The sequence below is a fragment of the Gemmatimonas aurantiaca T-27 genome, assembly GCF_000010305.1.
Taxonomy (GTDB): domain Bacteria; phylum Gemmatimonadota; class Gemmatimonadetes; order Gemmatimonadales; family Gemmatimonadaceae; genus Gemmatimonas; species Gemmatimonas aurantiaca.
This window is the reverse complement of sequence record NC_012489.1, coordinates 82,382-106,390: the sequence shown is the minus strand read 5'-3', so window position 1 is coordinate 106,390 and position 24,009 is coordinate 82,382. Positions and strand designations below refer to the sequence as shown.

The 24,009-nt window shown below is 61.9% G+C and carries 21 protein-coding genes; 14 read left to right on the top strand and 7 right to left on the bottom strand.

What is annotated here, in order from left to right; translation table 11 throughout:
* Window positions 1-68: 68 nt before the first annotated feature.
* From GAU_RS00450 to GAU_RS00425, 6 genes are all read left to right on the top strand, one after another.
* Window positions 69-3,140, top strand: a complete 3,072-nt coding sequence (locus tag GAU_RS00450) for a type I restriction endonuclease subunit R (protein WP_012681578.1) — start codon at window positions 69-71, stop codon at window positions 3,138-3,140.
* Window positions 3,130-4,386, top strand: coding sequence for a restriction endonuclease subunit S (locus tag GAU_RS00445; RefSeq protein WP_041265105.1), 1,257 nt, complete (start codon window positions 3,130-3,132; stop codon window positions 4,384-4,386). Before GAU_RS00450 ends, GAU_RS00445 begins: the two co-directional genes overlap by 11 nt.
* Entirely contained in the window at window positions 4,383-5,393 is a 1,011-nt protein-coding gene (locus GAU_RS00440; RefSeq protein WP_012681576.1) for a virulence RhuM family protein, read from the top strand. Before GAU_RS00445 ends, GAU_RS00440 begins: the two co-directional genes overlap by 4 nt.
* Window positions 5,390-7,006 carry a type I restriction-modification system subunit M gene (locus GAU_RS00435; protein WP_012681575.1) on the top strand — a complete coding sequence of 539 codons (1,617 nt, stop codon included), beginning with the start codon at window positions 5,390-5,392 and terminating at the stop codon, window positions 7,004-7,006. The genes GAU_RS00440 and GAU_RS00435 overlap by 4 nt, the downstream gene beginning before the upstream one ends.
* Window positions 7,007-7,363: 357 nt before the next feature.
* Complete coding sequence (locus tag GAU_RS00430; RefSeq protein ID WP_012681574.1) at window positions 7,364-7,921, top strand: DUF7010 family protein; 558 nt, start codon at window positions 7,364-7,366, stop codon at window positions 7,919-7,921.
* A 49-nt stretch (window positions 7,922-7,970) separates the two neighbouring features.
* Window positions 7,971-8,240 (top strand): putative quinol monooxygenase, encoded by a 270-nt coding sequence (locus tag GAU_RS00425; RefSeq protein ID WP_041265104.1) that lies wholly within the window; start codon window positions 7,971-7,973, stop codon window positions 8,238-8,240.
* A 10-nt stretch (window positions 8,241-8,250) separates the two neighbouring features.
* On the opposite strand, the gene GAU_RS00420 is transcribed toward GAU_RS00425, so the two are convergent.
* Together GAU_RS00420 and GAU_RS00415 are read right to left on the bottom strand one after the other, a co-directional pair.
* Window positions 8,251-8,751, bottom strand: coding sequence for an SRPBCC family protein (locus GAU_RS00420; RefSeq protein WP_012681572.1), 501 nt, complete (start codon window positions 8,749-8,751; stop codon window positions 8,251-8,253).
* Window positions 8,748-9,089 (bottom strand): ArsR/SmtB family transcription factor, encoded by a 342-nt coding sequence (locus GAU_RS00415; protein ID WP_012681571.1) that lies wholly within the window; start codon window positions 9,087-9,089, stop codon window positions 8,748-8,750. Before GAU_RS00415 ends, GAU_RS00420 begins: the two co-directional genes overlap by 4 nt.
* Window positions 9,090-9,289: 200 nt before the next feature.
* On the opposite strand from GAU_RS00415, the gene GAU_RS00410 reads away from it, so the two are divergent.
* Both GAU_RS00410 and GAU_RS00405 read left to right on the top strand, forming a co-directional pair.
* Complete coding sequence (locus GAU_RS00410) at window positions 9,290-9,727, top strand: hypothetical protein (protein ID WP_041265103.1); 438 nt, start codon at window positions 9,290-9,292, stop codon at window positions 9,725-9,727.
* A gap of 84 nt (window positions 9,728-9,811) precedes the next feature.
* Window positions 9,812-10,645, top strand: a complete 834-nt coding sequence (locus GAU_RS00405) for a hypothetical protein (RefSeq protein ID WP_012681569.1) — start codon at window positions 9,812-9,814, stop codon at window positions 10,643-10,645.
* Window positions 10,646-10,657: 12 nt separating this feature from the next.
* Here GAU_RS00405 and GAU_RS00400 read toward each other — a convergent pair whose 3' ends face one another.
* Both GAU_RS00400 and GAU_RS00395 read right to left on the bottom strand, forming a co-directional pair.
* Window positions 10,658-10,990, bottom strand: coding sequence for a helix-turn-helix domain-containing protein (locus tag GAU_RS00400; protein ID WP_012681568.1), 333 nt, complete (start codon window positions 10,988-10,990; stop codon window positions 10,658-10,660).
* A complete protein-coding gene (locus tag GAU_RS00395; protein ID WP_012681567.1) occupies window positions 10,990-11,337 on the bottom strand; it encodes a type II toxin-antitoxin system RelE/ParE family toxin in 348 nt (115 codons plus the stop codon). The genes GAU_RS00400 and GAU_RS00395 overlap by 1 nt, the downstream gene beginning before the upstream one ends.
* Window positions 11,338-11,532: 195 nt before the next feature.
* Here GAU_RS00395 and GAU_RS00390 point away from each other — a divergent pair, with 195 nt between their 5' ends.
* From GAU_RS00390 to GAU_RS00370, 5 genes are all read left to right on the top strand, one after another.
* Window positions 11,533-12,462 carry an ABC transporter ATP-binding protein gene (locus tag GAU_RS00390; protein WP_012681566.1) on the top strand — a complete coding sequence of 310 codons (930 nt, stop codon included), beginning with the start codon at window positions 11,533-11,535 and terminating at the stop codon, window positions 12,460-12,462.
* Window positions 12,459-16,037 carry an ABC transporter permease/M1 family aminopeptidase gene (locus tag GAU_RS00385; RefSeq protein WP_012681565.1) on the top strand — a complete coding sequence of 1,193 codons (3,579 nt, stop codon included), beginning with the start codon at window positions 12,459-12,461 and terminating at the stop codon, window positions 16,035-16,037. Before GAU_RS00390 ends, GAU_RS00385 begins: the two co-directional genes overlap by 4 nt.
* A 56-nt stretch (window positions 16,038-16,093) precedes the next feature.
* Complete coding sequence (locus GAU_RS00380) at window positions 16,094-16,828, top strand: hypothetical protein (protein ID WP_012681564.1); 735 nt, start codon at window positions 16,094-16,096, stop codon at window positions 16,826-16,828.
* A 102-nt stretch (window positions 16,829-16,930) separates the two neighbouring features.
* Window positions 16,931-17,248, top strand: a complete 318-nt coding sequence (locus GAU_RS00375) for a nucleotidyltransferase family protein (RefSeq protein WP_041265102.1) — start codon at window positions 16,931-16,933, stop codon at window positions 17,246-17,248.
* Window positions 17,229-17,567, top strand: a complete 339-nt coding sequence (locus GAU_RS00370) for a HepT-like ribonuclease domain-containing protein (protein WP_012681562.1) — start codon at window positions 17,229-17,231, stop codon at window positions 17,565-17,567. Before GAU_RS00375 ends, GAU_RS00370 begins: the two co-directional genes overlap by 20 nt.
* Before the next feature lie 80 nt (window positions 17,568-17,647).
* Here the strand turns inward: GAU_RS00370 and GAU_RS00365 are convergent, their stop codons facing one another.
* From GAU_RS00365 to GAU_RS00355, 3 genes are all read right to left on the bottom strand, one after another.
* The gene (locus GAU_RS00365; protein WP_012681561.1) at window positions 17,648-19,699 is read right to left on the bottom strand and encodes a hypothetical protein; all 2,052 of its coding nucleotides are present in this window, start codon (window positions 19,697-19,699) and stop codon (window positions 17,648-17,650) included.
* Between the two features lie 87 nt (window positions 19,700-19,786).
* Complete coding sequence (locus GAU_RS20100; RefSeq protein WP_012681560.1) at window positions 19,787-22,591, bottom strand: serine/threonine-protein kinase; 2,805 nt, start codon at window positions 22,589-22,591, stop codon at window positions 19,787-19,789.
* A 12-nt stretch (window positions 22,592-22,603) separates the two neighbouring features.
* The gene (locus GAU_RS00355; protein ID WP_012681559.1) at window positions 22,604-23,170 is read right to left on the bottom strand and encodes an ECF-type sigma factor; all 567 of its coding nucleotides are present in this window, start codon (window positions 23,168-23,170) and stop codon (window positions 22,604-22,606) included.
* Between the two features lie 278 nt (window positions 23,171-23,448).
* Between GAU_RS00355 and GAU_RS00350 the strand changes: the two genes are divergently transcribed.
* Window positions 23,449-24,009: a hypothetical protein gene (locus GAU_RS00350; protein WP_041265100.1), complete on the top strand. Its 561-nt coding sequence runs from the start codon at window positions 23,449-23,451 to the stop codon at window positions 24,007-24,009.

Genomic DNA, 24,009 nt, shown 5'->3' with positions numbered 1-24,009 from the left:
TTCGACACGGTCGTCCTGATAGTCTACCCCTCGTTCTCGCTCGACGCGCTTCATTCCAGGTGATACCCGTGCGCGCCTCCTCTGATAAGAACTACCCACTCGACGGCGCCAGTCCCAAGGCAGTCCGTGAGGGCACAATCGAACAAGGATTCATCGGCACGCTTGAAGGCCTGAAATACGAATACCGCCCGGATATCCGGGACCGCGCTGCGCTGGAGCGCAATTTCCGAGAGAAGTTCGAGACCCTCAATCGCGTTCGTCTTACCGATAGCGAGTTCGCGCGCCTGCTCGACGAGATCGTCACCGCCGATGTCTTCACCGCCGCGAAGACCCTGCGGGAGATCAATGCGTTTACCCGCGACGACGGCACGCCGCTAAACTACTCGCTGGTGAACCTCAAGGACTGGTGCAAGAACTCCTTCGAGGTCATCAACCAGCTTCGCATCAATACGGACAACAGCCACCACCGATACGACGTTCTGCTGCTCATCAACGGGGTGCCCTGCGTGCAGGTCGAACTCAAGACGCTCGGCATCAACCCGCGCCGCGCGATGGAGCAGATCGTCGAGTACAAGAACGATCCCGGCAACGGTTACACGAAGACGCTGCTGTGCTTCCTCCAGCTCTTCATCGTCAGCAATCGTCACCGCACCTGGTACTTCGCCAACAACAACACCCGCCACTTCGCGTTCAACGCCGACGAACGTTTCCTGCCCATCTATGAGTTCGCCGACGAGGCGAACACGAAGATCACCCACCTCGACGACTTCGCCGCCCGTTTCCTCCAGAAGTGCGCGCTGGGCAAGACCCTCAGCCGCTATATGGTGCTCATTCAGAGTGAGCAGAAGCTCATGATCATGCGGCCGTATCAGGTCTATGCCGTGCAGCAGATCATGCAGTGCATCGAGGACAACGCCGGCAACGGTTTCATCTGGCACACCACCGGCAGTGGCAAGACGCTGACCTCATTCAAGGCGTCCACGCTGCTCAAGCAGAATGAGCACATTCACAAGTGCCTGTTCGTGGTGGACCGCAAGGACCTCGATCGCCAGACGCGCGAGGAGTTCAACCGGTTCCAGGAAGGCAGCGTGGAAGAAAACACCAACACCGCTGCCCTCGTGCGTCGTCTGCGCTCGGAGGACTACGCCGACAAGGTGATTGTCACCACCATCCAGAAGCTCGGTCTCGCGCTGGATGCCGACAGCAAGCGCAATCGGCAGCGCAAGCGGAACGATCAGCCCACGTTCAAGGAGCTCCTGGAGCCGCTGCAGGACCAACGCATCGTCTTCATTTTCGACGAATGCCACCGTTCGCAGTTCGGCGAGAATCACCAGGCGATCAAGGAGTTTTTCCCCAGGGCCCAGCTCTTTGGCTTTACCGGCACGCCGATCTTCGAAGAAAACGCCAGCCTGCAGAAGATCGAGGACACCACGGCCTCCATGCGCACCACGGAGGACCTGTTCCAGAAGCGGCTGCACGCCTACACCATCACGAACGCCATCGAGGATGGGAACGTCCTGCGCTTCCATGTGGACTACTTCAAGCCCAGGGAAGAGGCAGGAAAGAAGGCGCCCAGGCCAGGCGAAGGCATCGCCAAGCGCGCGGTCATCGAGGCCATCCTGGCCAAGCATGACACCGCCACCGCCGGACGCCGCTTCAATGCCATTCTCGCCACGGCGTCCATCAACGATGCCATCGAGTACTACGGCCTGTTCAAGGCCATGCAGGCGGAGCGGCAGGCCGCAGACCCCGAGCGGACGCCGCTCAACATTGCCTGCGTCTTTTCGCCGCCCGCCGACGGCGACCGGGATGTGCAGCAGATCCAGGAAGATCTGCCGCAGGAAAAGCTCGACAACGAGCAGGACCCCGAGGGCAAGAAGGCCGCGCTGAAAGGCATTTTGGCCGAGTACAACGCGCGGTATGGCACGAATCACGCCATTGGTGAATTCGATCTGTACTACCAGGACGTGCAGAAGCGCATCAAGGACCAGCAGTGGCCGAATAGCGACTTCTCGCACGCGCAGAAGATCGATATCACCATCGTGGTGGACATGCTGCTGACCGGCTTCGACTCCAAGTATCTCAACACCCTGTACGTCGACAAGAATCTGAAGCACCACGGACTCATTCAAGCCTTTTCGCGCACGAATCGTGTGCTGAACGGCAGCAAGCCGTACGGCAATATTCTCGACTTTCGCCAGCAGCAGGACGCCGTGGACGCCGCCATTGCGCTGTTTTCCGGCGAACAGACCGGCGAGCAGGCGCGGGAAATCTGGCTGGTGGACAAGGCGCCGGTGGTCATCCAGAAGCTGCAGGCCGCTGTGCAGCAGCTGGATAGTTTCATGAGGTCACAGGGCCTCGAGACCGCGCCCGAGGCAGTACCGAACCTCAAGGGCGACGCCGCGCGGGCCGTGTTCATCGAGCGCTTCAAGGAAGTGCAGCGACTCAAGACGCAGCTCGACCAGTACACCGACCTCACCGACGGCGACAAGGTTGCCATCGAGCAGGTGCTCCCCGATGCCCAGCATCGCGGTTTCAAGGGTGCGTATCTGGAGACGGCGCAGCGTCTGCGCGAGCAGCAGGGCAAGACCCGGGGCGATGACATGGCCGACTCCAAAGCCGCCGACCAGCTCGATTTCGAGTTCGTGCTTTTCGCCTCGGCGGTCATCGACTACGACTACATCATGGGCCTCATTGCCCGGTACACGGCGCAAGGGCCAAGCAAGTCAAAGATGACGCGCGATCAGTTGATAGGCCTCATCAGCTCGGATGCCAAGTTCATGGACGAGCGTGAGGACATTGCTGAGTACATCGGCACACTCAAGGCGGGGGAGGCGTTGAACGAAACCGCCATCCGCGAGGGTTACACCCGCTTCAAGGTGGAGAAGAGCGTGGCGGAGGTTGCCGCTTTGGCAGAGAAGCACGGGCTCACCGCTGACGAGCTGCAAAAATTTGTCGACGGTACGTTGGAGCGAATGATTTTTGATGCCGAACGACTTGGCGACTTGTTTGCCCCGCTGGACCTTGGCTGGAAGGCGCGCAAGGACGCCGAACTCGACCTGATGGGGGAACTGTATCCGCTACTTACCAGACGTGCGCAGGTGCGCGAGATCTCGGGGTTGAGTGCGTATGAGCAGTAAGAAGAAAGCCACCGCTGTGAAGAGCGACGGCAAGGCTGCGTTGGTTCCGAGGCTGCGGTTTCCGGAGTTTCGGGGTGCGGAAGGCTGGAAATCCGTCACCCTTGGAGAAGTATCTACGCAGGTGACCGAGATTGTAGGGGATAGGAAGCTAACTCCGGTTAGCATCTCCGCTGGAATCGGCTTTGTTCCGCAGGCCGAAAAGTTTGGCCGGGACATCTCTGGCAATCAGTATCAGCGCTACACCTTGGTCCGAGACGGAGACTTCGTCTTCAACAAAGGTAACTCGCTCAAGTTTCCTCAGGGTTGTGTGTACCTGCTGCACGGGTGGGGACAAGTTGCCGCGCCGAGTGTCTTCATCTGTTTCCGCCTCAGGGATGGCTACTCAAACGGTTTCTTTCAGAACTGCTTTGAGCAAAACCAACATGGCAGGCAGTTAAAGCGGCACATCACAAGCGGTGCGCGGAGCAATGGCTTGCTGAATATCAGCAAGGAAACATTCTTCGGTGTTGAAATCCCGACTCCTACCTCCGCCGAACAACAAAAGATCGCTGAGTGCCTGAGTTCCGCGGACGAGTTGATCGCGGCGCAGGCACGTAAAGTGGACGCGCTCAAGACCCACAAGAAGGGATTGATGCAGCAGCTGTTCCCCCGCGAAGGGGAAACACAGCCGCGGCTGCGTTTCCCTGATTTTCGGGAGTGTGGGGAGTGGGAGTTGAAAGCGGTTGGCGATGTGTTCGAGGTTACGCGGGGTAAAGTGCTAGCGATGACTTTGGTCAAAGAAGACGCGTCGAGCGACGCCCCATACCCAGTCTATTCGTCCCAAACCAAGAGCAAGGGACTGGCCGGCTACTACTCGGAGTATCTCTACAGAGACGCCATCACCTGGACGACAGACGGCGCGAATGCAGGTGATGTCAATTTCAGGTCTGGACCGTTCTACTGCACGAACGTCTGTGGCGTACTAGTCAACACACGAGGCTATGCAAATGCCTGTGTCGCTGCCCTCTTGAACGGCGTCACGCGCAGTCACGTCTCATACGTCGGCAATCCAAAGTTGATGAACGGGGTGATGGAGAAGATCGAGATTCCGTTTCCTTCGCCTCAGGAACAGCAGCGCATTGCCGAATGCCTGAGCAGCCTTGACGCCCTGATCACCGCCGAATCAGATAAGCTGGAGGCTCTCAAGCACCACAAGCGCGGCCTCATGCAGCAGCTCTTCCCATCCCCTGTGAACGCTGCCGTATGAACGACCTGATTCTCTACACCACCGACGATGGCCGCAGCCAGATCAAGCTGCGGGCGGAGCAACACACTGTCTGGCTCACCCAGTTGGAGATGGCGGAGCTCTTTGACGCCACCAAACAGAACATCTCCCTGCACCTGAAGAACATCTTCGGGGAGGGGGAGCTTGACCCGGAGGCAACTGTCAAGGAATCCTTGACAGTTCAAGTCGAAGGCACCCGCGAGGTGCAGCGCCCGGTCACGCTCTACAATCTCGACGCCATCCTCGCCGTGGGCTACCGCGTGCGCTCACCACGCGGCGTGCAGTTCCGCCGCTGGGCTTCGGTCATCCTCAAGGAGTACCTCGTCAAGGGCTTCGTCATGGACGACGAACGCCTCAAGAACCCGGACGGCCGCCCAGATTTCTTCGATGAGATGCTGGAGCGCATCCGGGACATACGGGCCTCGGAAAAGCGCTTCTACCAGAAGGTGCGCGATCTCTTCGCGCTGTCCAGCGACTACGACAGGACCGACTCGGCCACGCAGCTGTTCTTCGCCACCGTGCAGAACCTGCTCATCTTTGCCGTGACCCAGCGCACCGCCGCCGAACTGGTCACGGCCCGCGCGAATCCGGCCGACCCGCACTTTGGTCTACTTACCTGGAAGGGCGACAAGGTGCGCAAGACCGATATCATCGTCGCGAAGAACTACCTGACCGAAGACGAGATCGATACGCTGAACCGACTGGTGGTCATCTTTCTTGAAACCGCCGAGTTGCGCGCCAAGAGCAAACAGCAAACGCGCATGGCATTCTGGAAGCAGAACGTGGATCAGATCATCAGCTCCAACGGATTCCCGCTGCTCACCCACGCGGGCTCCATCAGTCACGACCAGATGGAGGCGCGCACGGGCGAGCTGTATCTCGCGTTCGACCATGAGCGCAAGACGCGCGAGGCGGAGGCGGCCGACCAGCAGGAGGCGGCCGACCTCGAAGCACTGGAGCACACCATCAAGCGACGCGCGAAGTCATGACCGAAGCCAACCAGAAGCAGTTGGGCAACACCCTCTGGAAGATCGCCGACGATCTGCGCGGGGCGATGGATGCGGACGACTTCCGCGACTACATGCTGTCGTTCCTGTTCCTGCGCTACCTCTCGGACAACTACGAGGCGGCGGCCAGGAAGGAGCTGGGCAAGGACTATCCCGACACCGGCGGCGATGCCCGCAAGGTGCCGCTGGAGTTGTGGTATGCGAACAACCGGGACGACATCCCGGAGTTCGAAAAGCAGATGCGGCGCAAGGTGCACTACGTCATCAAGCCCGCGCATCTCTGGAACAGCGTTGCCAGTATGGCGCGCACCCAGAACGAAGATCTGCTCAAAACGTTGCAGGAGGGCTTCAAATACATCGAGACGGAATCATTCGAGAGCACCTTTCAGGGGCTGTTCTCGGAGATCGACCTGGGTTCACCCAAGCTCGGCAAGACCTACGCCGATCGGAATGCCAAGCTCTGCACTGTCATTCAGAAGATCGCCGAAGGACTGAACAACTTTTCAGCCGACGTCGACGCGCTGGGTGACGCTTATGAATATCTGATCGGTCAGTTTGCCGCTGGTTCAGGCAAGAAGGCCGGCGAGTTCTACACGCCGCAGCAGATTTCCGACATCCTTTCGGCCATTGTCACGCTGGACAGCCAGGAGCCGAAGACAGGCACGAAGAAGCGGCTGGAAAACGTGATGGACTTCGCGTGTGGCTCCGGCTCGCTGCTGCTCAACGTGCGGAAGCGCGTAAGCCAGGCGGACGGCACCATCGGCAGGATTTTCGGCCAGGAGAAGAACATCACGACCTACAACCTGGCGCGCATGAACATGCTGCTGCACGGGGTGAAGGATACCGAGTTCGAGATCTTCCACGGCGACACGCTGCTGAACGAGTGGGACATGTTGCGCGAGCTGAACCCGGCAAGGAAGCCGCTGTTCGACGCCATCGTGGCCAACCCACCGTTCAGTTACCGTTGGGACCCGGGCGAGAGCATCGGCGACGACGTGCGCTTCAAGAGCCATGGTCTGGCGCCCAAGTCGGCCGCCGACTTCGCGTTTCTGTTGCACGGCTTTCACTACTTGAAGGACGAAGGCGTGATGGCCATCATCCTGCCGCACGGTGTGCTGTTCCGGGGCGGGGCCGAGGAGCGCATTCGCACCAAGCTGCTCAAGGACGGCCACATCGACACCGTGATCGGCCTGCCCGCGAATTTGTTCTACTCTACCGGCATTCCAGTCTGCATTCTGGTGCTCAAGAAGTGCAAGAAGCCGGACGATGTGCTGTTCATCAACGCCGCCGCGCATTTCGAGAAGGGCAAGCGCCAGAACCAGCTCAAGCCCGAGCACATTGGGAAGATCATCGACACGTACCAGCACCGTACGGAAGCGCCGCGCTACTCCCGTCGGGTGGAGATGGACGAAATCGAAAAGAACGATTTCAACCTGAACATCTCCCGCTACATCAGCACCGCGGTGGCCGAGGAGGAGATCGACCTTGCGGCCACACACGCCGAGCTGGCGGTGATCGAGGACACCGCTCGGTTGGCGACGGCTGAGCACAACAAGTTTCTGAAGGAGCTGGGATTGCCTCTGCTGCCAATTTAAAGTCAACCAAAGAGTAGAGCGCGCGAGCTACATCATCACCGCCACACACGACACAAACAGCTCCACCGAAATCTTCGTCCCCTGATTCGACCCGGACGTCTGGTTCGCCTACAGATCGGCCTCACTCCGACGTAGTGGCATGAACACATACCACAGGGCCGGTAGTCCGGAGACAGCATCGACATCGACATTAGGTATTCCATCGGCACCACGTCAAGCACCCGAGGTTGGGCACTTCTGGCCCCACGGCTCGGACTTGGCCAGCGATTGACAAAGAAGAACAATCGACGCCATGTCACGTATGTCCGGACCCATACGGCGCCCCCCACCGCCCACCCCGTACCACACGATTGAGCCATGACCACCGAACGCTCGCTCGATGATCAGCGCCGCGAGTTTGCCGCCCGACGCTTTCTGGCCATGCCGCTCGCAGGTACCATCGCGTGGATTGTCGCAGGCATCGCGGGTGCCTTGCTGCCACCCGTGCAGGCCACCTGGGCGTTGTTCATCGCCACAGGCTCGATCGTATACCTGGGACTCGTCCTCTCGCGATTCACCGGCGAGAACTTCACGTCACGGACGCGGCCGAAGAACACCTTCGACAGGCTGTTCCTGTACACGGTCGGGATGTCGCTCCTGGTGTACGCCATCGCGATCCCGTTTTTCATGCTCGACTACACCTCACTGCCGCTCACTGTAGGCATCCTCGCCGGCCTCATGTGGATGCCGTTGTCGTGGATCATTCGGCATGGGGTCGGCCTCTTTCACGCCATCACGCGCACAGTGCTCGTAACGGCCGCATGGTTCCTGTTGCCCACGCAGCGCTTCACCGTGATTCCGGCCGTGATCGTGGCGGTGTACGCGGTCACGATCGTGATCCTGGAGCGAAGGTGGCGGGCGCTCGCAACCTCGTGAAGCATCTGCAGCAGGCCATGTGACGCGCCAACCGATATATCATCCCGCCATGACCATTATCGTTGCAGGCCAGATCGAGGTGAAACCCGGACAGCGGCAACGCTTCCTGGACGGATCAGCCGATGCCATGCGGCTCGCCCGCACCACCAATGGGTGCGAAGACTTTGTCGTCGCCGCGGATCCGCTCGATGCAAACAGGGTGAACATCTTCGAGCTCTGGCGCTCGCGCAAAGCGTTGCACGACTTCCGAGGCGCCGGACCGGATGACGGCCTCGCCGAATTGATCGTGGCGGCGCGGGTCAACGAGTACGAGGTCTAGCCTTAGCGTCTTACCGTATCGCCTCCACACGCTCCACAAACTGCTCCACCGCAATCTTCGTCCCCTCGTAGAACCCCGACGTCTGATTCGTCTGCAGATCCGCCTCGCTCCGATGTAGCGCCGTGAACACATACCGCGTGCCGCTCCCTTCGGCCTTGAGCGTCATCACCGCGGTGATCGGAATGTCATCGAACACCGCTGGCCGGTAGCCCGGGAACAGCATCGACGTCCACACCAGGCGCTCATTCGGCACCACGTCCAGCACGCAGCCGAGGTTGGGCACTTCCTGCCCCTCGCCCACGGCGATGTCGATGCTGAACGCACCACCCGGACGCAGCTCCAGCTCCGTGCGCACCACACGCCCCCACTGCCGGGGCATGTACCACTCCTTGATGTGCTCGGGCTTGGTCAGCGCTTCCCACACGAGACGCGGCGGCGCGTCGATGAAGCGCTCGATCGCGAAGTCGAATGCCGGATTGAACGCAAAGTGCTGACTCTGTTGCTGGCTCATGATTCGGTCTCCCGCTGCTTGAGGTGTTTGATGACCCGATCGAACTGGTCCAGACGCGCTTCCCACAACTGACGACGCTCGGCCAGCCAACCTTCGGCCACCTTGAGCCGCTCGGGCGCGATTTCGTACGTGCGCACACGTCCACTCTTCTTCGACTTCACCAGACGGCTCCGCTCGAGCACCGAGAGGTGCTGCACGAACGACGGCAACTGCATGTCGAACGGCTCCGCCAACTCACTCACCGTGGCAGGGCCCATGGAGAGGCGCTCCAGTACTCGGCGCCTGGTGGGGTTGGACAAGGCGTGAAAGACAGCGTCGGTGGTTGCGGCCTGAACCATGCTGGCACCATCCAAAGGGCGGGGATCCGATTTGACTACTGGATCCTACCACACGAAAACACTTCTGTAAATACCTAAGTTTCAGATCCTCAGTCTGGTTGCCGACACGCTGCCCGGGCGGCCTATTGAAGCACTGTCTGCGGTCTCAACCGTGAGCACACCGTCGGTGCATGACTACGCCGATCCTGGAGAGAGAGACTTTGGCTGGTACGTACGCTCTCACATTCGTTTCATTCCTGCTGCTCCTCGGCGTTGTTGGAGGCGTGTTTGCGATCGCCGCCGATGCGATCGTTCAGCGATTCGGCCACGCACGACTGGTCGTGCTCTGGATTGCCACCAGCATCGGTCTCGGCGCCCTCGGTACACTGCGCAGTCTCGCCGTACAGCGCAGCATCGGCGTGGACATGACCCGAATCCACCAACCCGGCTTCTACCTGCTGTTTATCGTCACAGCCCTCATCATCCTTGCGGTTCCAACATTCGTGATTGCTCGGCGCACACTCCGGGTCTCGCTGCCTGAATCGCGAAGCCGCCAGTTCGTCGCGGGATTCGTCTGGGCGCTCTGTGGGCTGTTCGTGGTCATGGTTGTCGGACTCATACTCGACCTGGCCGGCGTGTCATTCATTCCCATTCGCTAGCCGTACGCTGGTCGGGATTGCCGAATGCGATGAATCGGCTCATCGTCTCTGCACCTCACTCATCGATCCCACCATCGCTTGTCCATGGCCTACCAAGCAACCGTCATCCCCGTGATGATCGCCTCACCTGGCGACGTGAACGAAGAGCGCGAAATCATCCGCGCGGTCATTCACGACTGGAATGACATCAATGCCCGCGCCTCCCGCGTCATGCTCTCCGCCGTGGGCTGGGACACCCACGCCTCCCCCGAACTCGGCGCGCGGCCGCAACAGCTCATCAACGATCGCATCCTCTCCGACTGCGACCTGCTCATCGGCGTCTTCTGGACGCGCCTGGGCACACCCACCGGCAAAGCCGCCAGCGGTACGGTGGAAGAAATCGAAGCCCACGTGGCCAGTGGCAAGCCCGCCATGCTCTACTTCTCCTCACGTCCCGTCGCCCCCGATTCCATCGACCCCGCACAATACGCCAACGTGCGCGAGGCCAAGGCGAAGTGGATGCAGCAGGGACTCGTGGAAGGCTTCGACGACAGTGAGGAGCTGCGGCACAAACTCTCCAAGCAACTCTCGTTCTGCCTCGCCAAGAACAGTTACCTGCAAGGCATCATCGGCACACCGCGGGATGACGACGCCCACACGCGCCCGGCACCGGCCGAACTGAGCGCAGAAGCCAAGACACTACTCAAGGCCGGTGCGTCGCAGAACGATGGCCACATCTGGAAGTTCTCGTTTGCCAACGGCGAGTTTCTCCAGGCCGGTGAGCAGACCTTCGGCGAAGGCAGCAATCGCGAGATGGCCAGATGGGAGGCCGCACTCGAAGAGTTGCTGCGTGCGCAGCTCGTGGTGGCCCGAGGCACAGCAGGTGAGGTGTTCGAACTCACGCACGAAGGCTGGACTGCCGCCGATTCGCTCTCCTGAACGGCCATCCACTCAAGCGGCTACATGCTTTTTCTTGGATTGAATAGCCTTGGCCAGGTCATTCGTGGTGGCGCCAAGACTCACCAGTGCACGCACCAGAAGATCGAGTGAAACGGACGCTTCACCCGACTCCATCTTCGCCACACGAGATTGGCTCGACCGCAACTGCTTCGCGACAGCGCCCTGTGACAGCTTCAGTTTCTCTCGACGGGCCTTGAGTGCATCACTCAATCGCAGCTTCAGTTCCACGAATGCAATCTCTTCCGGCGCGAGCTCTAGGAACTCCTCCGCAGAACCGACGCGCCAGCCTTTGGCTTCCAGTGCTTTCTGCTTGATCTTTCGCATCAGTCCTCTCCTCGAGTTGCTCGATCGTACTGCCGTAGACGTGCCTTGGCCGCCGCCAGGATTGTCGCGGGAGTGGCCTGGGTCTTCTTCGCAAACACCGCGACGATCACAATGGCATCGACGTCCGCACGATACAGGATTCGCCATGTGACGTTCTCGTCCACGATACGAAGTTCGGCACAACGAGCACCAATGACCGGCATCGGGCGAACGTGGGGTAACCCAATCTTTTCGCCGCGCTGCAAACGCCGTAGCAGAAGGCCTGTCTCGATCCGCGCAGTCGCGCTAAATGGCGGTGTCTTGATTTCACCGTGCAACCAAACCAAGGGTCGCCGAGATTCAGCCATCGGTCAATGTATATGTCCAATCCGACATATGTCAATTGTGACATAGATTGATGAATGGAGGTGGCGGGCAGGAAGGCGTGACGAAATGACACACACCACCCGCCCTGACACACCAGCCGGTCCGGGCCGTACGCACGGCACAAGGCATCGCGCCCCCCGCGAGGCCCCCCACCGTTCGTCCCGCCCCCCGGACCGATGCACCTCGCCATCCGCGACGTCACCAAGACGTACTCCAACGGCGTACGCGCACTGCGCGGCGTCACGCTCGATATCCCGCGCGGCATGTATGGCCTGCTCGGTCCCAACGGCGCCGGCAAGTCCACGCTCATGCGCACCATCGCCACGCTGCAGGACCCCGACACGGGCTCCATCACGCTCGACGAACAGGGTGCTGCGTCACCACATCTGATCGACGTGGTGCGCGAGAAAGACCGCGTACGCCGCACACTGGGCTACCTGCCCCAGGAGTTCGGCGTGTATCCCAATGTGAGCGCCGAGCGATTGCTCGATCATTTCGCGGTACTCGAAGGGTTCACGCAGCACCTCGAGCGCAGTCGTGTGGTGGAATCACTGCTGCGGCAAACCAATCTCTGGGACGTGCGCCGCGAGCGTCTGGGCGGTTACTCCGGTGGCATGCGGCAACGCTTCGGCATTGCGGTCGCACTGCTCGGTGGTCCGTCGCTCATCATCGTGGACGAGCCCACCGCGGGGCTCGACCCAGCCGAGCGGGTCCGCTTTCTCAATCTGCTCAGCGAGCTCGGTGAACAGGCGGTGGTGATTCTCTCCACGCACATCGTGGAAGATGTGGCGGAGCTGTGCAGTCGCATGGCGGTCATCAACAAGGGGCAGATTCTCATCGAGGCCGAACCCCTGGCGGCCATTGCGGCCCTCCGCGGGCACATCTGGAAGCGTGTGGTGGCAAGACAGGAACTGGCCGACGTGGAGCGCCGGCATCGTGTGATCTGCACCAAGCTGCTCTCGGGGCGCACGCTGGTGCATGTGCACGCCGAGTCGTCGCCGGGACCCGAGTTCGAGGCGGTGGAGCCAGACCTCGAAGACGTGTACTTCAGCGTCATGACCGGGCACGATGGCGCAGAGGCAGCCACATCGCAGGCCGCGTCATGACCCTGCGTGAGGTGTTCCGGTTCGAAGTGCAATATCGGCTGCGCCAGCCGTCCACCTGGGTGTATGCGCTCGTACTGTTCGGCGTGCCGTTCCTCATGATGCACGCCATCAATGGCAGCAGCCAGTATCTCAATGCGCCGGTGATGATCATGAACATTGCCGCGGTGGTGGGCGGCATCGGCATGCTGGTCACCGCGGGTGTCTTTGGCGACGCGGCAGCGCGTGATGTGCAGACGCGCATGCACTCCCTGTTCTACACGTCGCCACTCCGCGAATCGCACTACCTGACCGGACGTTTCCTTGGTGGGGTGGTAGTGAATGCGGTGCTGCTGCTCGGCGTGCCGCTGGGACTCATGCTGGCTGCGGTGATGCCGTACATGCAGGCCGGGAAATTCGGGCCGATACAACCGGCGGCGTATGCGCAGACCTATCTACTGGTTCTGCTGCCCAACATGGTCCTGATCGGCGTCTGCATGTTTGCGGCGGCAGCACTCATGCGACAGTCGCTGGCGACGTACTTCGGTGGCATCGCGCTGTGGGTGCTCAGCAAAGCGGCTGGCGAGTTCACCGATGCCTTGGACAACCAGACATTGTCGGTGCTCATCGACCCGTTTGGCAGTCGCGCGGTGGAGGTGGCGAGTCGCTTCTGGACACCGGCCGAAACCAATGTGCAGCTCATTGGATGGACGAAGCTGTTGCTGCTCAATCGCGCCCTGTGGCTGGCCATCGCGGTGGGCGTGTTTGCCATCCTGGTATCACGGTTCCGGTTTGTACATCCAGCAGGGGCGGCCAAGCGGAACTGGTGGCGCCGGCGCGCGGTAGTGGACACGGCGCCTGAGCGAGTAGCCCCCATTGCGGTGGTACATACGCCCACCACCGGTCGCTCGTTCTCGTTTGGAGCACGTATTCGGCAAACGATGGCCGTGACCACGCGAGCGTGGCGCGAGATCGCCGTGACGCGGGCGTTCCTGGTGATTCTCGTGGGCGCGCTGGGTTTTGTGTTTGCGTTCGGGTGGGACGTGGGCACGGAGATCTTCGGCACCTCCACCTGGCCGGTGACACACCTGATTGCGGGCACGGTGCTGAGTAGTGCGCTGGGCCCGGTGATGGCCCTGCTCATTGCCATCTTTGCGGGTGAGCTGGTGTGGCGCGAACGCGAGGTGGGCATGGGTGATATCGCGGCCGTGACACCGGTGCCCAACAGCGTGGCATTGCTGGGACGATTCCTGGCCCTGGTAGCCATGCTGGTCACGTTGCAGACGGTGTTCATGGCCGCTGGCGTGTTGCTGCAGTCGCTGCGTGGCTACTATCGCTACGAGCTTGGTGTGTATCTCGAGCTGCTGTTTGGTGTGAAACTGGTGGACTACGTGCTGCTGGCCGCGCTGGCCATGGCCGTGCACGTGATCGTGAACAACAAGTATCTCGGGCACTTGGTGGTGGTGCTGTACTTCGCGTTCACCGTGACAGCCGAATACGTTGGCGTGCGCCATCGCATGCTGGTGTACGGGTCGGATCCGGGGTGGACCTGGTCCGATCTCAACGGACTCGCGCCGTTCCTGCAGGGCCTGGTGTGGTTCAAGCTGTATTGGGCGGCGTGGGCGTTGATGCTGGCCGTGCTGGCGAGTCTGTTCTGGGTGCGCGGACGCGAGCGCGGTATGGGGCTGCGATGGCAGCTCGCGCGACAGCGCTTTCATGGCCCCGTACGGCGCGCCGCGGCAGTGGCGGCCACGCTCATTGTCGCACTGGGTGGCTTCGTGTTCTACAACACGAACGTGCTGAACAAGTATCGCACACCGGGCGAGATGGCCGCGCAACGCGCCGAGTACGAGCGCCGATACAAACGATTCCAGGACGCACCGGAACCGAGTTTGTCAGACGTGCAGATGCGCGTCGAACTCTACCCCTCGGCGCGCGCGGCCGAGATCCGCGGCACGTTCCGGTTTGTGAATCGCACCGACCGGACCATCGACTCGTTGCATGTGCTGTCGAGTGCCGATGTGGAGACACGCGCCATGACGTTTGATCGCGCCACGCGGATGGTCACGGATGATTCCGTGCGGCTCTATCGCATTTATGCGCTGGAGCAGTCACTGGCGCCGGGCGATTCCATCGCCATGACGTTCGAGCTGTCGCATCGTCCGCGCGGGTTTCGCAATGACGGCGCTCCCACCGACGTGGCACCCAATGGGGCGTACATCGAAGGGGGCTGGTTGCCGACGCTGGGTTACAAGGTCGGACGCGAAGTGACCGATGACCAACTGCGCCGCGAACTTGGCCTGCCCCCGCGCACGCTGCCACCCAGCGCGGGCGATGTGGAAACACGCGGCGGGGCCAATACCGTGCAGTTGGTGAACGTGGAGACGATCATTGGTACGGATGCGCGCCAGACAGCCGTCACCCCGGGAGTGCTGGTGCGTGAGTGGGAGGAGAAAGGCCGTCGTTATTTTCACTATCGCACAGCAGAACCCCTTCGTTACGGCGGCGGCGTGCTGTCTGCCGAATACGCGGTACGCGAAGCGCAGTGGCAGGGCATCCCGCTGCGAGTGTATCACCATCCTACGCACGATGTGAATGTGGACCGGATGCTGCGCAGCATGCAGGCATCACTGGCGTACTACACCGAACAGTTTGGGCCGTATCAGTACCGCGAACTGCGCGTGGTGGAGTTTCCACGGTATGCATCATTTGCCCGCGCGCATCCGCACACCATCACGTTCTCGGAGGGCAGCGCATTCCTCACGCGCGTGGATTCTGGTGATGTGGATCGGCCGTTTTTTGTCGTCGCTCACGAAACCGCACACCAGTGGTGGGGCGGTCAGGTGATTCCCGCACAGGCCGCAGGCGCGGCCATGGTGTCGGAGACGCTCGCCCAGTACAGCTCCATGATGGTGCTGGAGCACACATACGGCACAGAGATGGCGCGACGGTTCTACGACTACAACATGACCGAGTACCTGCGCGGCCGGCGGGTGTATACCAACCGCGAGGCGCCGCTGCTGGACGTGGTGAGTCAGCGTTACGTGTTCTACTTCAAAGGCGCGGTGGCGATGTACACCTTGCGTGAACGCCTTGGTGCGGACGCGGTGAACGGCGCCCTGCGGAGGTTTCGCGAGAAGTTTGCGGGCACCGATGCGCCACCACCCACCTCCCACGCGCTCTACGCAGAATTGCAGGCGGCGACACCCGACTCGCTCAGGCCGCTGCTGTCCGACTTGTTCGAACACATCACGCTGTGGAACGTGACCGCCGATTCGGTGAAGGCTGAACCAATGGACGGTGGCTATCGGGTGTCGCTGTTTGTCGAAGCGTCGAAGGCGCGGGCCGACAGCATTGGTGTGCAAACGCCGGTGGCGATGGATGACCTCATCGAGGTGGGTGTATTCACAGGCCCAGGGCAGTATGACGCGCCAGGCGAAGCGCTGTACCTCAAGCAACATCGCATTCGCTCGGGCAAACAGACCATCGTGCTCACCGTACCCAAGCTGCCAACCCGTGCTGGTATCGATCCGTATCGCCGGCTGATCGAGCGGGAGCGGGATGACAACCTGGCCGAGGTTGCGGGGAAGCCGATGTAAGACGAAGCTTGGGTGGGGCATGGCGCGACTCCACCAATACGCTTCGAGAACCTGCGATGACCAGCACACGCACCGCGATTGTCCTCGGGGCTTCCGGATCGGTCGGAACCGCATTGATACGCGCGTTGTTGCACGACGAGGGTTTTGGCACCGTCATCACCCTGTCACGCCGCTCGCTGCCCGAAGTGGTCACCATGGCCCGGGCGGCGGGCCGTACGCTGGTGGAGAAGCTCGTTCCCGATATGCAGCCGGAGTCTCTCACGGCAGCCACCTTGGAAGCCGCGCGAGAAACACCGGGTGAGCTGGAAGGCTTCAGCGTGCTCGGCATCGGCGCTGGCACCGCAAAGCTCACCATCGATGAACACCGCGCGGTGGATGTGGCGTTGAACGAAGCCTTCGCGCGAGGCCTGCGGGATTCCGGCAAGGTGCAGCACCTGGCGTTCATGAGTGCCGTGGCCGCAGACGCAACGGCTTCCACCAGTGGAAGCGGCGCCGCCGGTATGGCGCGCTACAATCGCGTGAAGGGAGAATCCGAACAGGCGGTGCGTGCGAGTGGCCCGGCAGTGGTGAGCGTGTTCCGTCCGGCGATGATCATGGGTTCGCAGCACACGCCGTGGATTCTGGGGATAACACTGCCATTGTTTGGATTTCTCACACCGGCGAAGTACAAGTCCATTCATGTGGACCAGATCGCAAAGGCCATGATCGCGACGGCCAGGAAACACCCGGCGAGCAGTGCGACGTATCACTACCCTGAGATGATGGATCTCATCGCCAACGATCGACGGTAGCCGCTGAGTGGCTGTTTTCCTGCTAGAACGAGCGAAGGGATCCCGGGACACTCAACCCCCACCACGCTGCCAAATCACCAGTTCGGATGTAGATTTGTGCACATGAACGCCACGCCCCTCACCCGCAACGATGTACTGCTCCGGCTCGCTGAGACCCAACGCGAGATATTCCGGTTGGGCGTACAGAGGCTGGCACTATTTGGTTCTGTGCAGAGGAACGAGGCTCGGAGCGATAGCGACGTCGATGTGCTCGTGGAATTTGTGCCAGGAAAGAAGACGTTCGATCATCTGATCGCGTTGGGCGAGATCCTGGAAGAGACTTTGGGACGCCGAGTAGAGTTGGTCACGACGGAGTCGCTTTCTCCGTACCTGCGCCCTTATATCCTCGCCGAAGCTCAGGATGTCCTTCGCGCCGCGTGAATACCTTCAGCACATTGCGGACGAAATCGCCTATCTGGAACAGGCGACGATCGATGTAAGTCGCGAGCAGTTTCTTGGAAACCCGACGCTCCAGCGTGCTTGCGTGCGCAGTTTCGAGATCATTGGTGAGGCAACCAAGAAATTGCCAACGGAATTTCGCGCAGCCCATCCCGACGTGGCATGGCGCAAGATGGCTGGCATGCGGGATCGCTTGATCCATGACTATTTCGGCGTGGACCTCGATTTGGTTTGGGACGTCATTCAAGACAATGTCCCTGCGTTGAGCCGTCAGATCACGCAGTTACTGAAGGCACTCTAGGATCTATTCGGCCTGCGGCAGCGCTCGTGCGGCGATATCTCCACCGCCGCACGAGCTGTACCTGCTGCCAGTGACAATTTCTACGGCACCACACGAATGAGCAGTTCACCACCCGCGCCATTCACGTCGTACCGAATGCCCACTTCCGTGTTCAGCGTCGCTCCCGGTGCGGCCTTCATCCAGAAGAAGTAGCCCGGCACAGGCCCCGTCGTGGACCGGACACTGATCGCGCCAGGATTGGACGACGATACCGTCGGTGCCGGATTCACACCGCTCGTGACCGCTGTGCCGGCGGTGTTGCGCACGATGATCTGGAACAGCACCGAATCCTCGCGGGCAATGGTACGCACATTGCCGTTGGTGGACATCGTGGCCGAACCGTAGTGTCCCGAAGAACCCGCCGCATACACAAGCAGCGGTGTGGACACCTGCACCACCTGCACGCCGTTGCGCACGTAGCGCGCGGTGATGGTGATGGTACCGGCCGAAACGCCGGTGGCGAGACCAGTGGTGGGGTTGATCGTCGCGACGTTGTTGCTGGGGGTACCGTTCGATGCGCTGTATTCGATCGAACCACCTGTTTCCACCGCGATCACGGCACCACTCGCGTTGTACAGCCGCGCCGAGTACTGCTGCGTGGCCGGTGCCGTAATCTCGGCGTTGGTCGGTTCGATCACGATGCGTGTGACGGCGCTGGTTGGCGGCGGCGGAGGCGGAGGTGTCACCACCGGGGTCACGACCACGCTGAGGGGCGATGAGGTGCATGCGCCATTGGCCGAGCTGCCACTGACCACCAATGAGTACGTACCGGCCGGTGTGGCCGCGGTCGTGGTCACACGCAACGTGGTACTCGCGCGCAGCTCGAGCGGCGGATCGAACGCGAAGCTCATACCCGTGGGAATCGAGCTGCCTGACGCCGCGCCCACGCTCACGTTCACCACGCCGCTGAAATCGGAGGCACGCGTGACACCCAGCGTGCCGCTGGTGGTGTTGCCGGCCACCACGCTGAGCGAAGCCGGTGCGGCCAGCACACAGGACGGCTGGATGGGGGGCGGTGCCACCACCACGACCTTCATGCGCGTGAGCATCTCGACCAACCCCATACCGGTGGGCGGCGTGGACTTGAACTTGATCTCGTATTCACCGGGCGCGACGGAAGCAGCGGCGCGCACGGTCAATGACGTGGCGTCGCCCGTGGCCGGATTGGGCGCAAAGGTGCCAGTGATACCCGCTGGTGCCTCATCCATGGCCATCGCGATCGCCGCCGTCAGACCAGCCGATCGTCCGAGCGTCACGCGAACCACGTCCTGTGCGCCCGCCACCACTCGCGCATCGCGCTCCGGTGTGGGGAGGAAGGATCCAAAGACGACCAACACCTTCAGATTGGTCGTGATGTCCGGAAGCCCCTGTCCCGAGGCGCGCAAGACATAGGCCAGTTCCAGCCCTGCAGTTGCCGAAGCCGCCGCCTTGCGCAGCGCATCAGCATCGGTGACGACAAACTGCAGACGCCACGTGTCCGGCACACCATTCACCGGCGTCAGCGAGGCGTTCATGCCCACGAACGATGTGGTCAATGCCAGTGTCACGGGCGCGCTGTAGTTGCCCTGCCGCGCAATGGTGACAAGCGATTCACCATTCTGTCCGACGGACACGGTGAGCGCAGACGGTGTGGCATTCAGTGTGATGCCAGCCAGCGACGAGGGCACGATCTGCACGTTCGGCGTGGCAGTGGCCGCGAGGTCGTTGGGGCCTTTGGCATAGATGGGAACGGGGAGTAGTGGTGGCTCGGCCACGTACTGCACGGGCGCCGTGGCACTCACACTCACGCGCATCGTCGACTGCAACACGCCCTCAGGCAGGGTTTGCGGATCGAAGTCGACCGTCACGCCCAAGGGAAGTCCGCCCGGTGGTGCCGAGAGGGTCACCGGACCGGCGAAGTTTTTGCGTCCCACCGTCACCGTGAACAGTGTGCTGGCGCCCTGCGCAACGCGCTGATCCTTCGGCGACGCGGACATGACCAGCGTAGGCTCGACCGGTTCGGTGTTGTTGGCCGAGGGGCACGCATCGCAGGCCGACAACCCGGCCAGGATGAGCATCCGTGCAAAGTGGAGCAGCTTCTTTCGACGATTCATGCCCTTCTCCTGGGTTCGTGTCGCCGCCGTGTGGAGGGTGCTGGTGGCAGCGCTCACTCTTCTCGCAGGAAATCGGGCCAAATCAGCTCATTCGGCGGCGCACCGATTCATTTCCCGGGTCGCGTCCTTCCGTTTTGCCGCATCGGCTGCCGTCAGAGCCCCCAGCGTGGCAAGCTCCGACCAGTGCCGCTCCGCCTTGGCATGCCAGGCCGTGGCCTCGCCACAAGACGATCGCGCCAGGTGCATGCGGGCCGCGCCGGCATACACCATGGCCAACACCGCCCGTGCTTTGGGATTGCCCTCCTGACGGGTCACGGCGGCTTCGGCCAGCGGTACGGCACGCCGGTACGCACTGTCCGCTGGGGCGAGCGCGTTGGTGGCGACCAGTGCCGCCCCTCGTCCGGCATACAGAAACGCCAGATCATCGGCGTGCCACGGGTTCGAGGGTTCGGCCTGTTGCAGCCGCTGCTTGCTCGTGATGGCTCGTGCATACATGGCCAGTGCTTCCGGCCACGCGCGCGCATCCGCCAGCGCTTCGGCATACACGTCTTCAGAAAACGCCACATCCTGCAGATGCTCCATGCTGGCCGTATCAGCGCGCCACAGCCGTTCAGCGATGGCCAACGCGGTGCGATGCGGCGGGAGGGCGAGCATCGGCTGTCCATTCGCCCGCAGATCACGAGCGAGATTGTTGTACGACACGCTCAGGTTGCGCTGCAACAACGTGTTCCTGGGATCGGCGGTCACCATGTCTTCCAGCGCCGCGAGCACCTTGTGGTCGATTGCGATGGCGGCGGCATAGTCGCCAGCGTTCACCATCGGCACCCGCATCCGCCCATATCCAGACAACAGCTCGTTGCGGCGCACCGCATCATCGGGGTGTTCGGCCACAATGGCCTCCAACATCGCCACGCCGCGGCGCACCATGCTCGCGCCAGTGGTGTCGTTGAGCGTCAGGGCCAGTGAACCCACATTGAGTTGCAGGGTGGCCAACCCGGCACGGGCGTCGAGATCTGTGGGCCGTTCGCGCAACAGTGCCTCGCGAATGACGAGTGCTTCACGATAGGCCGCCATAGCGCCCTTGGTATCACCGATGTTCGCAATACCGGCGCCGCCCCGCACGTCACCCAGCTCCTGCAGGAGATTCGCCAACAGCGGTCGTCTGGCGGCTGACGGATCTGCGGACACCAGCGGCCGATGCAATGCCAGGGCACGTTCGAGATACTGCACCGCCGCCGGGAGATCGCCCGTGATGTTCAGCATGGCCGCGAGCCCGCGATAGCTCTCCACAAGAGCGAGACGTGTGGCGGGATCGGCTGCACGCACCGCACCAAGAGATTCCAGCAGATCCACCGCCTTGCGGTAGCTCGCCAGCGCCGCGTCGGTGTCGCCGAGGTTGGCACCATAGGAGTTGCCCTGCACATCACCGATGCGCTGATAGGCAATGGCCAGATCGCGCTGCAGCGTCGTATCGCCCTGTGCCTCGCGCGCGAGTCCATCCAATGCCAATAGTCCACGCTGAATGAGCATGGCGCGTGCCGGCGTGGCACCCGGTAGTGACCGGATAGCGTCATGCACATCGAAGAGAAATCCCGTGGCCAACGAGCGCACTTCGGCGAACTGGCGTTCGGCGCGCGCGCGTTCCGTATCGGCGCGATGTGCCTGCCAGAGACTCGCGGCCAACCCGCCGACCAATGCGATCATCAACAACGCCGCCGCTGTGAGGCTGCCCCGGTTTCGGCGGACGAACTTGGTGGCGCGATAGCCGAACGAATCGCGATGGGCCCGCACCGCGAGCCCCTGCTGATGCCGTTGAATGTCCTCCGACAACTGCGCCACCGATTCGTACCGACGCACGATGTCCATGTGCATGGCCATCATCACGATCGTATCGAGATCGCCCCGCAAACGCTGCGCGTCACGCCAATCTCTCGCGCGCACCACCTCACTGGGCGTTGGCGGATCGGTGTCGCGCACGAGCTGCGACAGATCCTCCACACGGCCACCGACCGTCGGGAACGGACGCTGTCCGGCGAGCAACTCATACAGCAGTACACCCAGCGAATACACATCGGTGGCCGTCGTCACGCGCTCGCCGCGCAACTGCTCCGGACTCGCATACTCTGGTGTGAGCGCCACCAGTGTCGGGACCACGGTAGAGCCCTCGTGTGTACCATCTGCGGCACTGGGCAGGAGCAACTTCGCAATGCCGAAGTCGAGCAGCTTCGGAACGCCCTCCGCCGTGACGAGGATGTTCCCCGACTTGAGATCCCGGTGCACGATCAGATTGCGATGTGCGTGCTCCACGGCGCTGCAGATGGTGCGGAACAGCGTCAGTCGCTGGTCGATGGTGAGTGCGTGTGCTTCAGCAAACTCCCGCACCGGACGCCCGGCCACATACTCCATGACGAAGTAGGGCAAGCCGGCGTCGGTGGTACCGCCGTCGAGCAGGCGGGCGATGTTCGGATGATCGAGTCCCGCAAGGATTTGTCGCTCGTGCCGGAAACGCGCGAGAATGGCATCGGTGTCCATGCCACGCTTGACGAGTTTGACCGCTACCTCATGCTGAAACTCTCCATCATCCCGCGTGGCGAGATACACCGTGCCCATGCCGCCGCGTCCGATTTCACGCCGCAGCCGATAGGGGCCAACACGTTGCATGGCCAAGGCATCAGGCGCACCATCCAAGCGATCATCGCCCAGGAGTGAGGCCGCCGGTGTTTCGAGAAATTCGTCAGCATCATCATGCGCCGCGAGCAGCGACAGCACGGCATCGCGCAGCACCGCGTTGCCGACGGTCTGACGCTCCACCCACTGCTGTCGTGCATCCGTCGGATACGCCAGCGCTTCGAGAAAGAGTGCTTTCTCGCGGTCCCATGAGGTCGAAGTCATTTGTGCAGCGACTCAGCGCCGTGTGAGCTCACGACGCAGCCAGGCCTTGGCCACCGTCCACTCACGCTTGATCGTGGCCGGAGACAGCGACAGCACCGTGGCCGTGTCTTCGATGGACAGTCCGGCAAAGAAACGCAGTTCCACCATGCGCGCCTGACGTGGATCGAGTTGGGCGAGACGGGCGAGTGCTTCGTCGAGTTCGAGCAGATCAAGATCACGCTCGCCGGACCAGGACACCGCCTCATCGAGGGTGACATGGGTGAGCTGGCCGCCGCGTCTCTCCGCGTTGCGTGCCACGGCGTGATTGACCAGGATGCGCCGCATCATCTGCGCGGCAATGCCCAGAAACTGCGCGCGGTTGCCCCAGTTGACCTGTCGTTGAGAGGTCAACCGGATGTAGGCCTCATTGACCAGCGCGGTGGGCTGCAGCGTGTGGTCGGGGCGCTCCGCGTGCAGGTACTGCTGCGCCAGCGCGCGCAGCTCGTCATAGACGAACGGCAGCGCGGCATCCAGCGCGTCCTTGTCGAACGGGAGATCGGCGTCCGCAGTGCCGAATGGCGGCGTGTTGCCGGTGGACATGTCAGGGAGTGAGAGGAAGGCCAAGAATGTACAGCGTGGATCGCGGAACGCCTGTTCCCCCTGCCCCAGGGCGCCGTCTCGACCTCCGGATCCCGGCGGGCACGAACGATCCCTCCACCCACGTCAGCGACCGCTCGAAAGGGTAACAGGAAGATCGCCCGTTCAGCGCATTGAGTCGGGTTCCCGGACGCATGATGCTACATGCACTGACGCGCGTTCCGGTTGCAGCGTGCCTGGGGCACGTGACTCGCGCGTATTCACGAATCCGGGATCTCACTGTGTCTCAGAACGCACAAGAAGCCATTGCCAGCTACGTCACGGACATGCTGGCACTCGAAGAGCATATGCAGAAGGCATTTGCCGGACAGGCGGCCGATGCGAAGGGCGAACGATTCGCGTCCCTCATTCGCGACCTGAACGGCATCAGCGAACGACATCTCGTCGCCCTGCGCGATCTGGCAGAACGACGCAAGCAGGGTGGCCAGGGCATTGCCGAAGCCATCAAGGGCGCGGCGTCATCCGTGCTGGGCTTGGGTGCAGCGGCGATCGATTTTGTGCGCAGCGAGAAGCTGCCGAAGAACCTTCGCGACGACTATACCGCCGTGTCACTGGCGACGGTGGGTTATCTCATGTTGCACACCACGGCCGAGGCACTCAACGATGCGGAAGCGTCGGAGCTCGCACTCGCACATCTTCGGGATTACGCCAAGGCGGTCATGACGCTGTTTCACGCCGTGCCGGAAGCCGTCGTCACATTCCTGGGAGACGAAGGCTTCACGGTGGACGGTGCGGTCGCGAAGAAGGTCAACAAGACCGTCGAGAAGATCTGGTACGAGTAG

Excerpts from the sequence above, each read along its gene's own strand:
- GAU_RS00445 (WP_041265105.1), top strand. The coding sequence starts at position 3,130 with ATGAGCAGTAAGAAGAAAGCCACCGCTGTGAAGAGCGACGGCAAGGCT.
- GAU_RS00440 (WP_012681576.1), top strand. The coding sequence starts at position 4,383 with ATGAACGACCTGATTCTCTACACCACCGACGATGGCCGCAGCCAGATC.
- GAU_RS00435 (WP_012681575.1), top strand. The coding sequence starts at position 5,390 with ATGACCGAAGCCAACCAGAAGCAGTTGGGCAACACCCTCTGGAAGATC.
- GAU_RS00430 (WP_012681574.1), top strand. The coding sequence starts at position 7,364 with ATGACCACCGAACGCTCGCTCGATGATCAGCGCCGCGAGTTTGCCGCC.
- GAU_RS00425 (WP_041265104.1), top strand. The coding sequence starts at position 7,971 with ATGACCATTATCGTTGCAGGCCAGATCGAGGTGAAACCCGGACAGCGG.
- GAU_RS00420 (WP_012681572.1), bottom strand. The coding sequence starts at position 8,751 with ATGAGCCAGCAACAGAGTCAGCACTTTGCGTTCAATCCGGCATTCGAC.
- GAU_RS00415 (WP_012681571.1), bottom strand. The coding sequence starts at position 9,089 with ATGGTTCAGGCCGCAACCACCGACGCTGTCTTTCACGCCTTGTCCAAC.
- GAU_RS00405 (WP_012681569.1), top strand. The coding sequence starts at position 9,812 with ATGGCCTACCAAGCAACCGTCATCCCCGTGATGATCGCCTCACCTGGC.
- GAU_RS00400 (WP_012681568.1), bottom strand. The coding sequence starts at position 10,990 with ATGCGAAAGATCAAGCAGAAAGCACTGGAAGCCAAAGGCTGGCGCGTC.
- GAU_RS00395 (WP_012681567.1), bottom strand. The coding sequence starts at position 11,337 with ATGGCTGAATCTCGGCGACCCTTGGTTTGGTTGCACGGTGAAATCAAG.
- GAU_RS00390 (WP_012681566.1), top strand. The coding sequence starts at position 11,533 with ATGCACCTCGCCATCCGCGACGTCACCAAGACGTACTCCAACGGCGTA.
- GAU_RS00385 (WP_012681565.1), top strand. The coding sequence starts at position 12,459 with ATGACCCTGCGTGAGGTGTTCCGGTTCGAAGTGCAATATCGGCTGCGC.
- GAU_RS00380 (WP_012681564.1), top strand. The coding sequence starts at position 16,094 with ATGACCAGCACACGCACCGCGATTGTCCTCGGGGCTTCCGGATCGGTC.
- GAU_RS00375 (WP_041265102.1), top strand. The coding sequence starts at position 16,931 with ATGAACGCCACGCCCCTCACCCGCAACGATGTACTGCTCCGGCTCGCT.
- GAU_RS00370 (WP_012681562.1), top strand. The coding sequence starts at position 17,229 with ATGTCCTTCGCGCCGCGTGAATACCTTCAGCACATTGCGGACGAAATC.
- GAU_RS00365 (WP_012681561.1), bottom strand. The coding sequence starts at position 19,699 with ATGAATCGTCGAAAGAAGCTGCTCCACTTTGCACGGATGCTCATCCTG.
- GAU_RS20100 (WP_012681560.1), bottom strand. The coding sequence starts at position 22,591 with ATGACTTCGACCTCATGGGACCGCGAGAAAGCACTCTTTCTCGAAGCG.
- GAU_RS00355 (WP_012681559.1), bottom strand. The coding sequence starts at position 23,170 with ATGTCCACCGGCAACACGCCGCCATTCGGCACTGCGGACGCCGATCTC.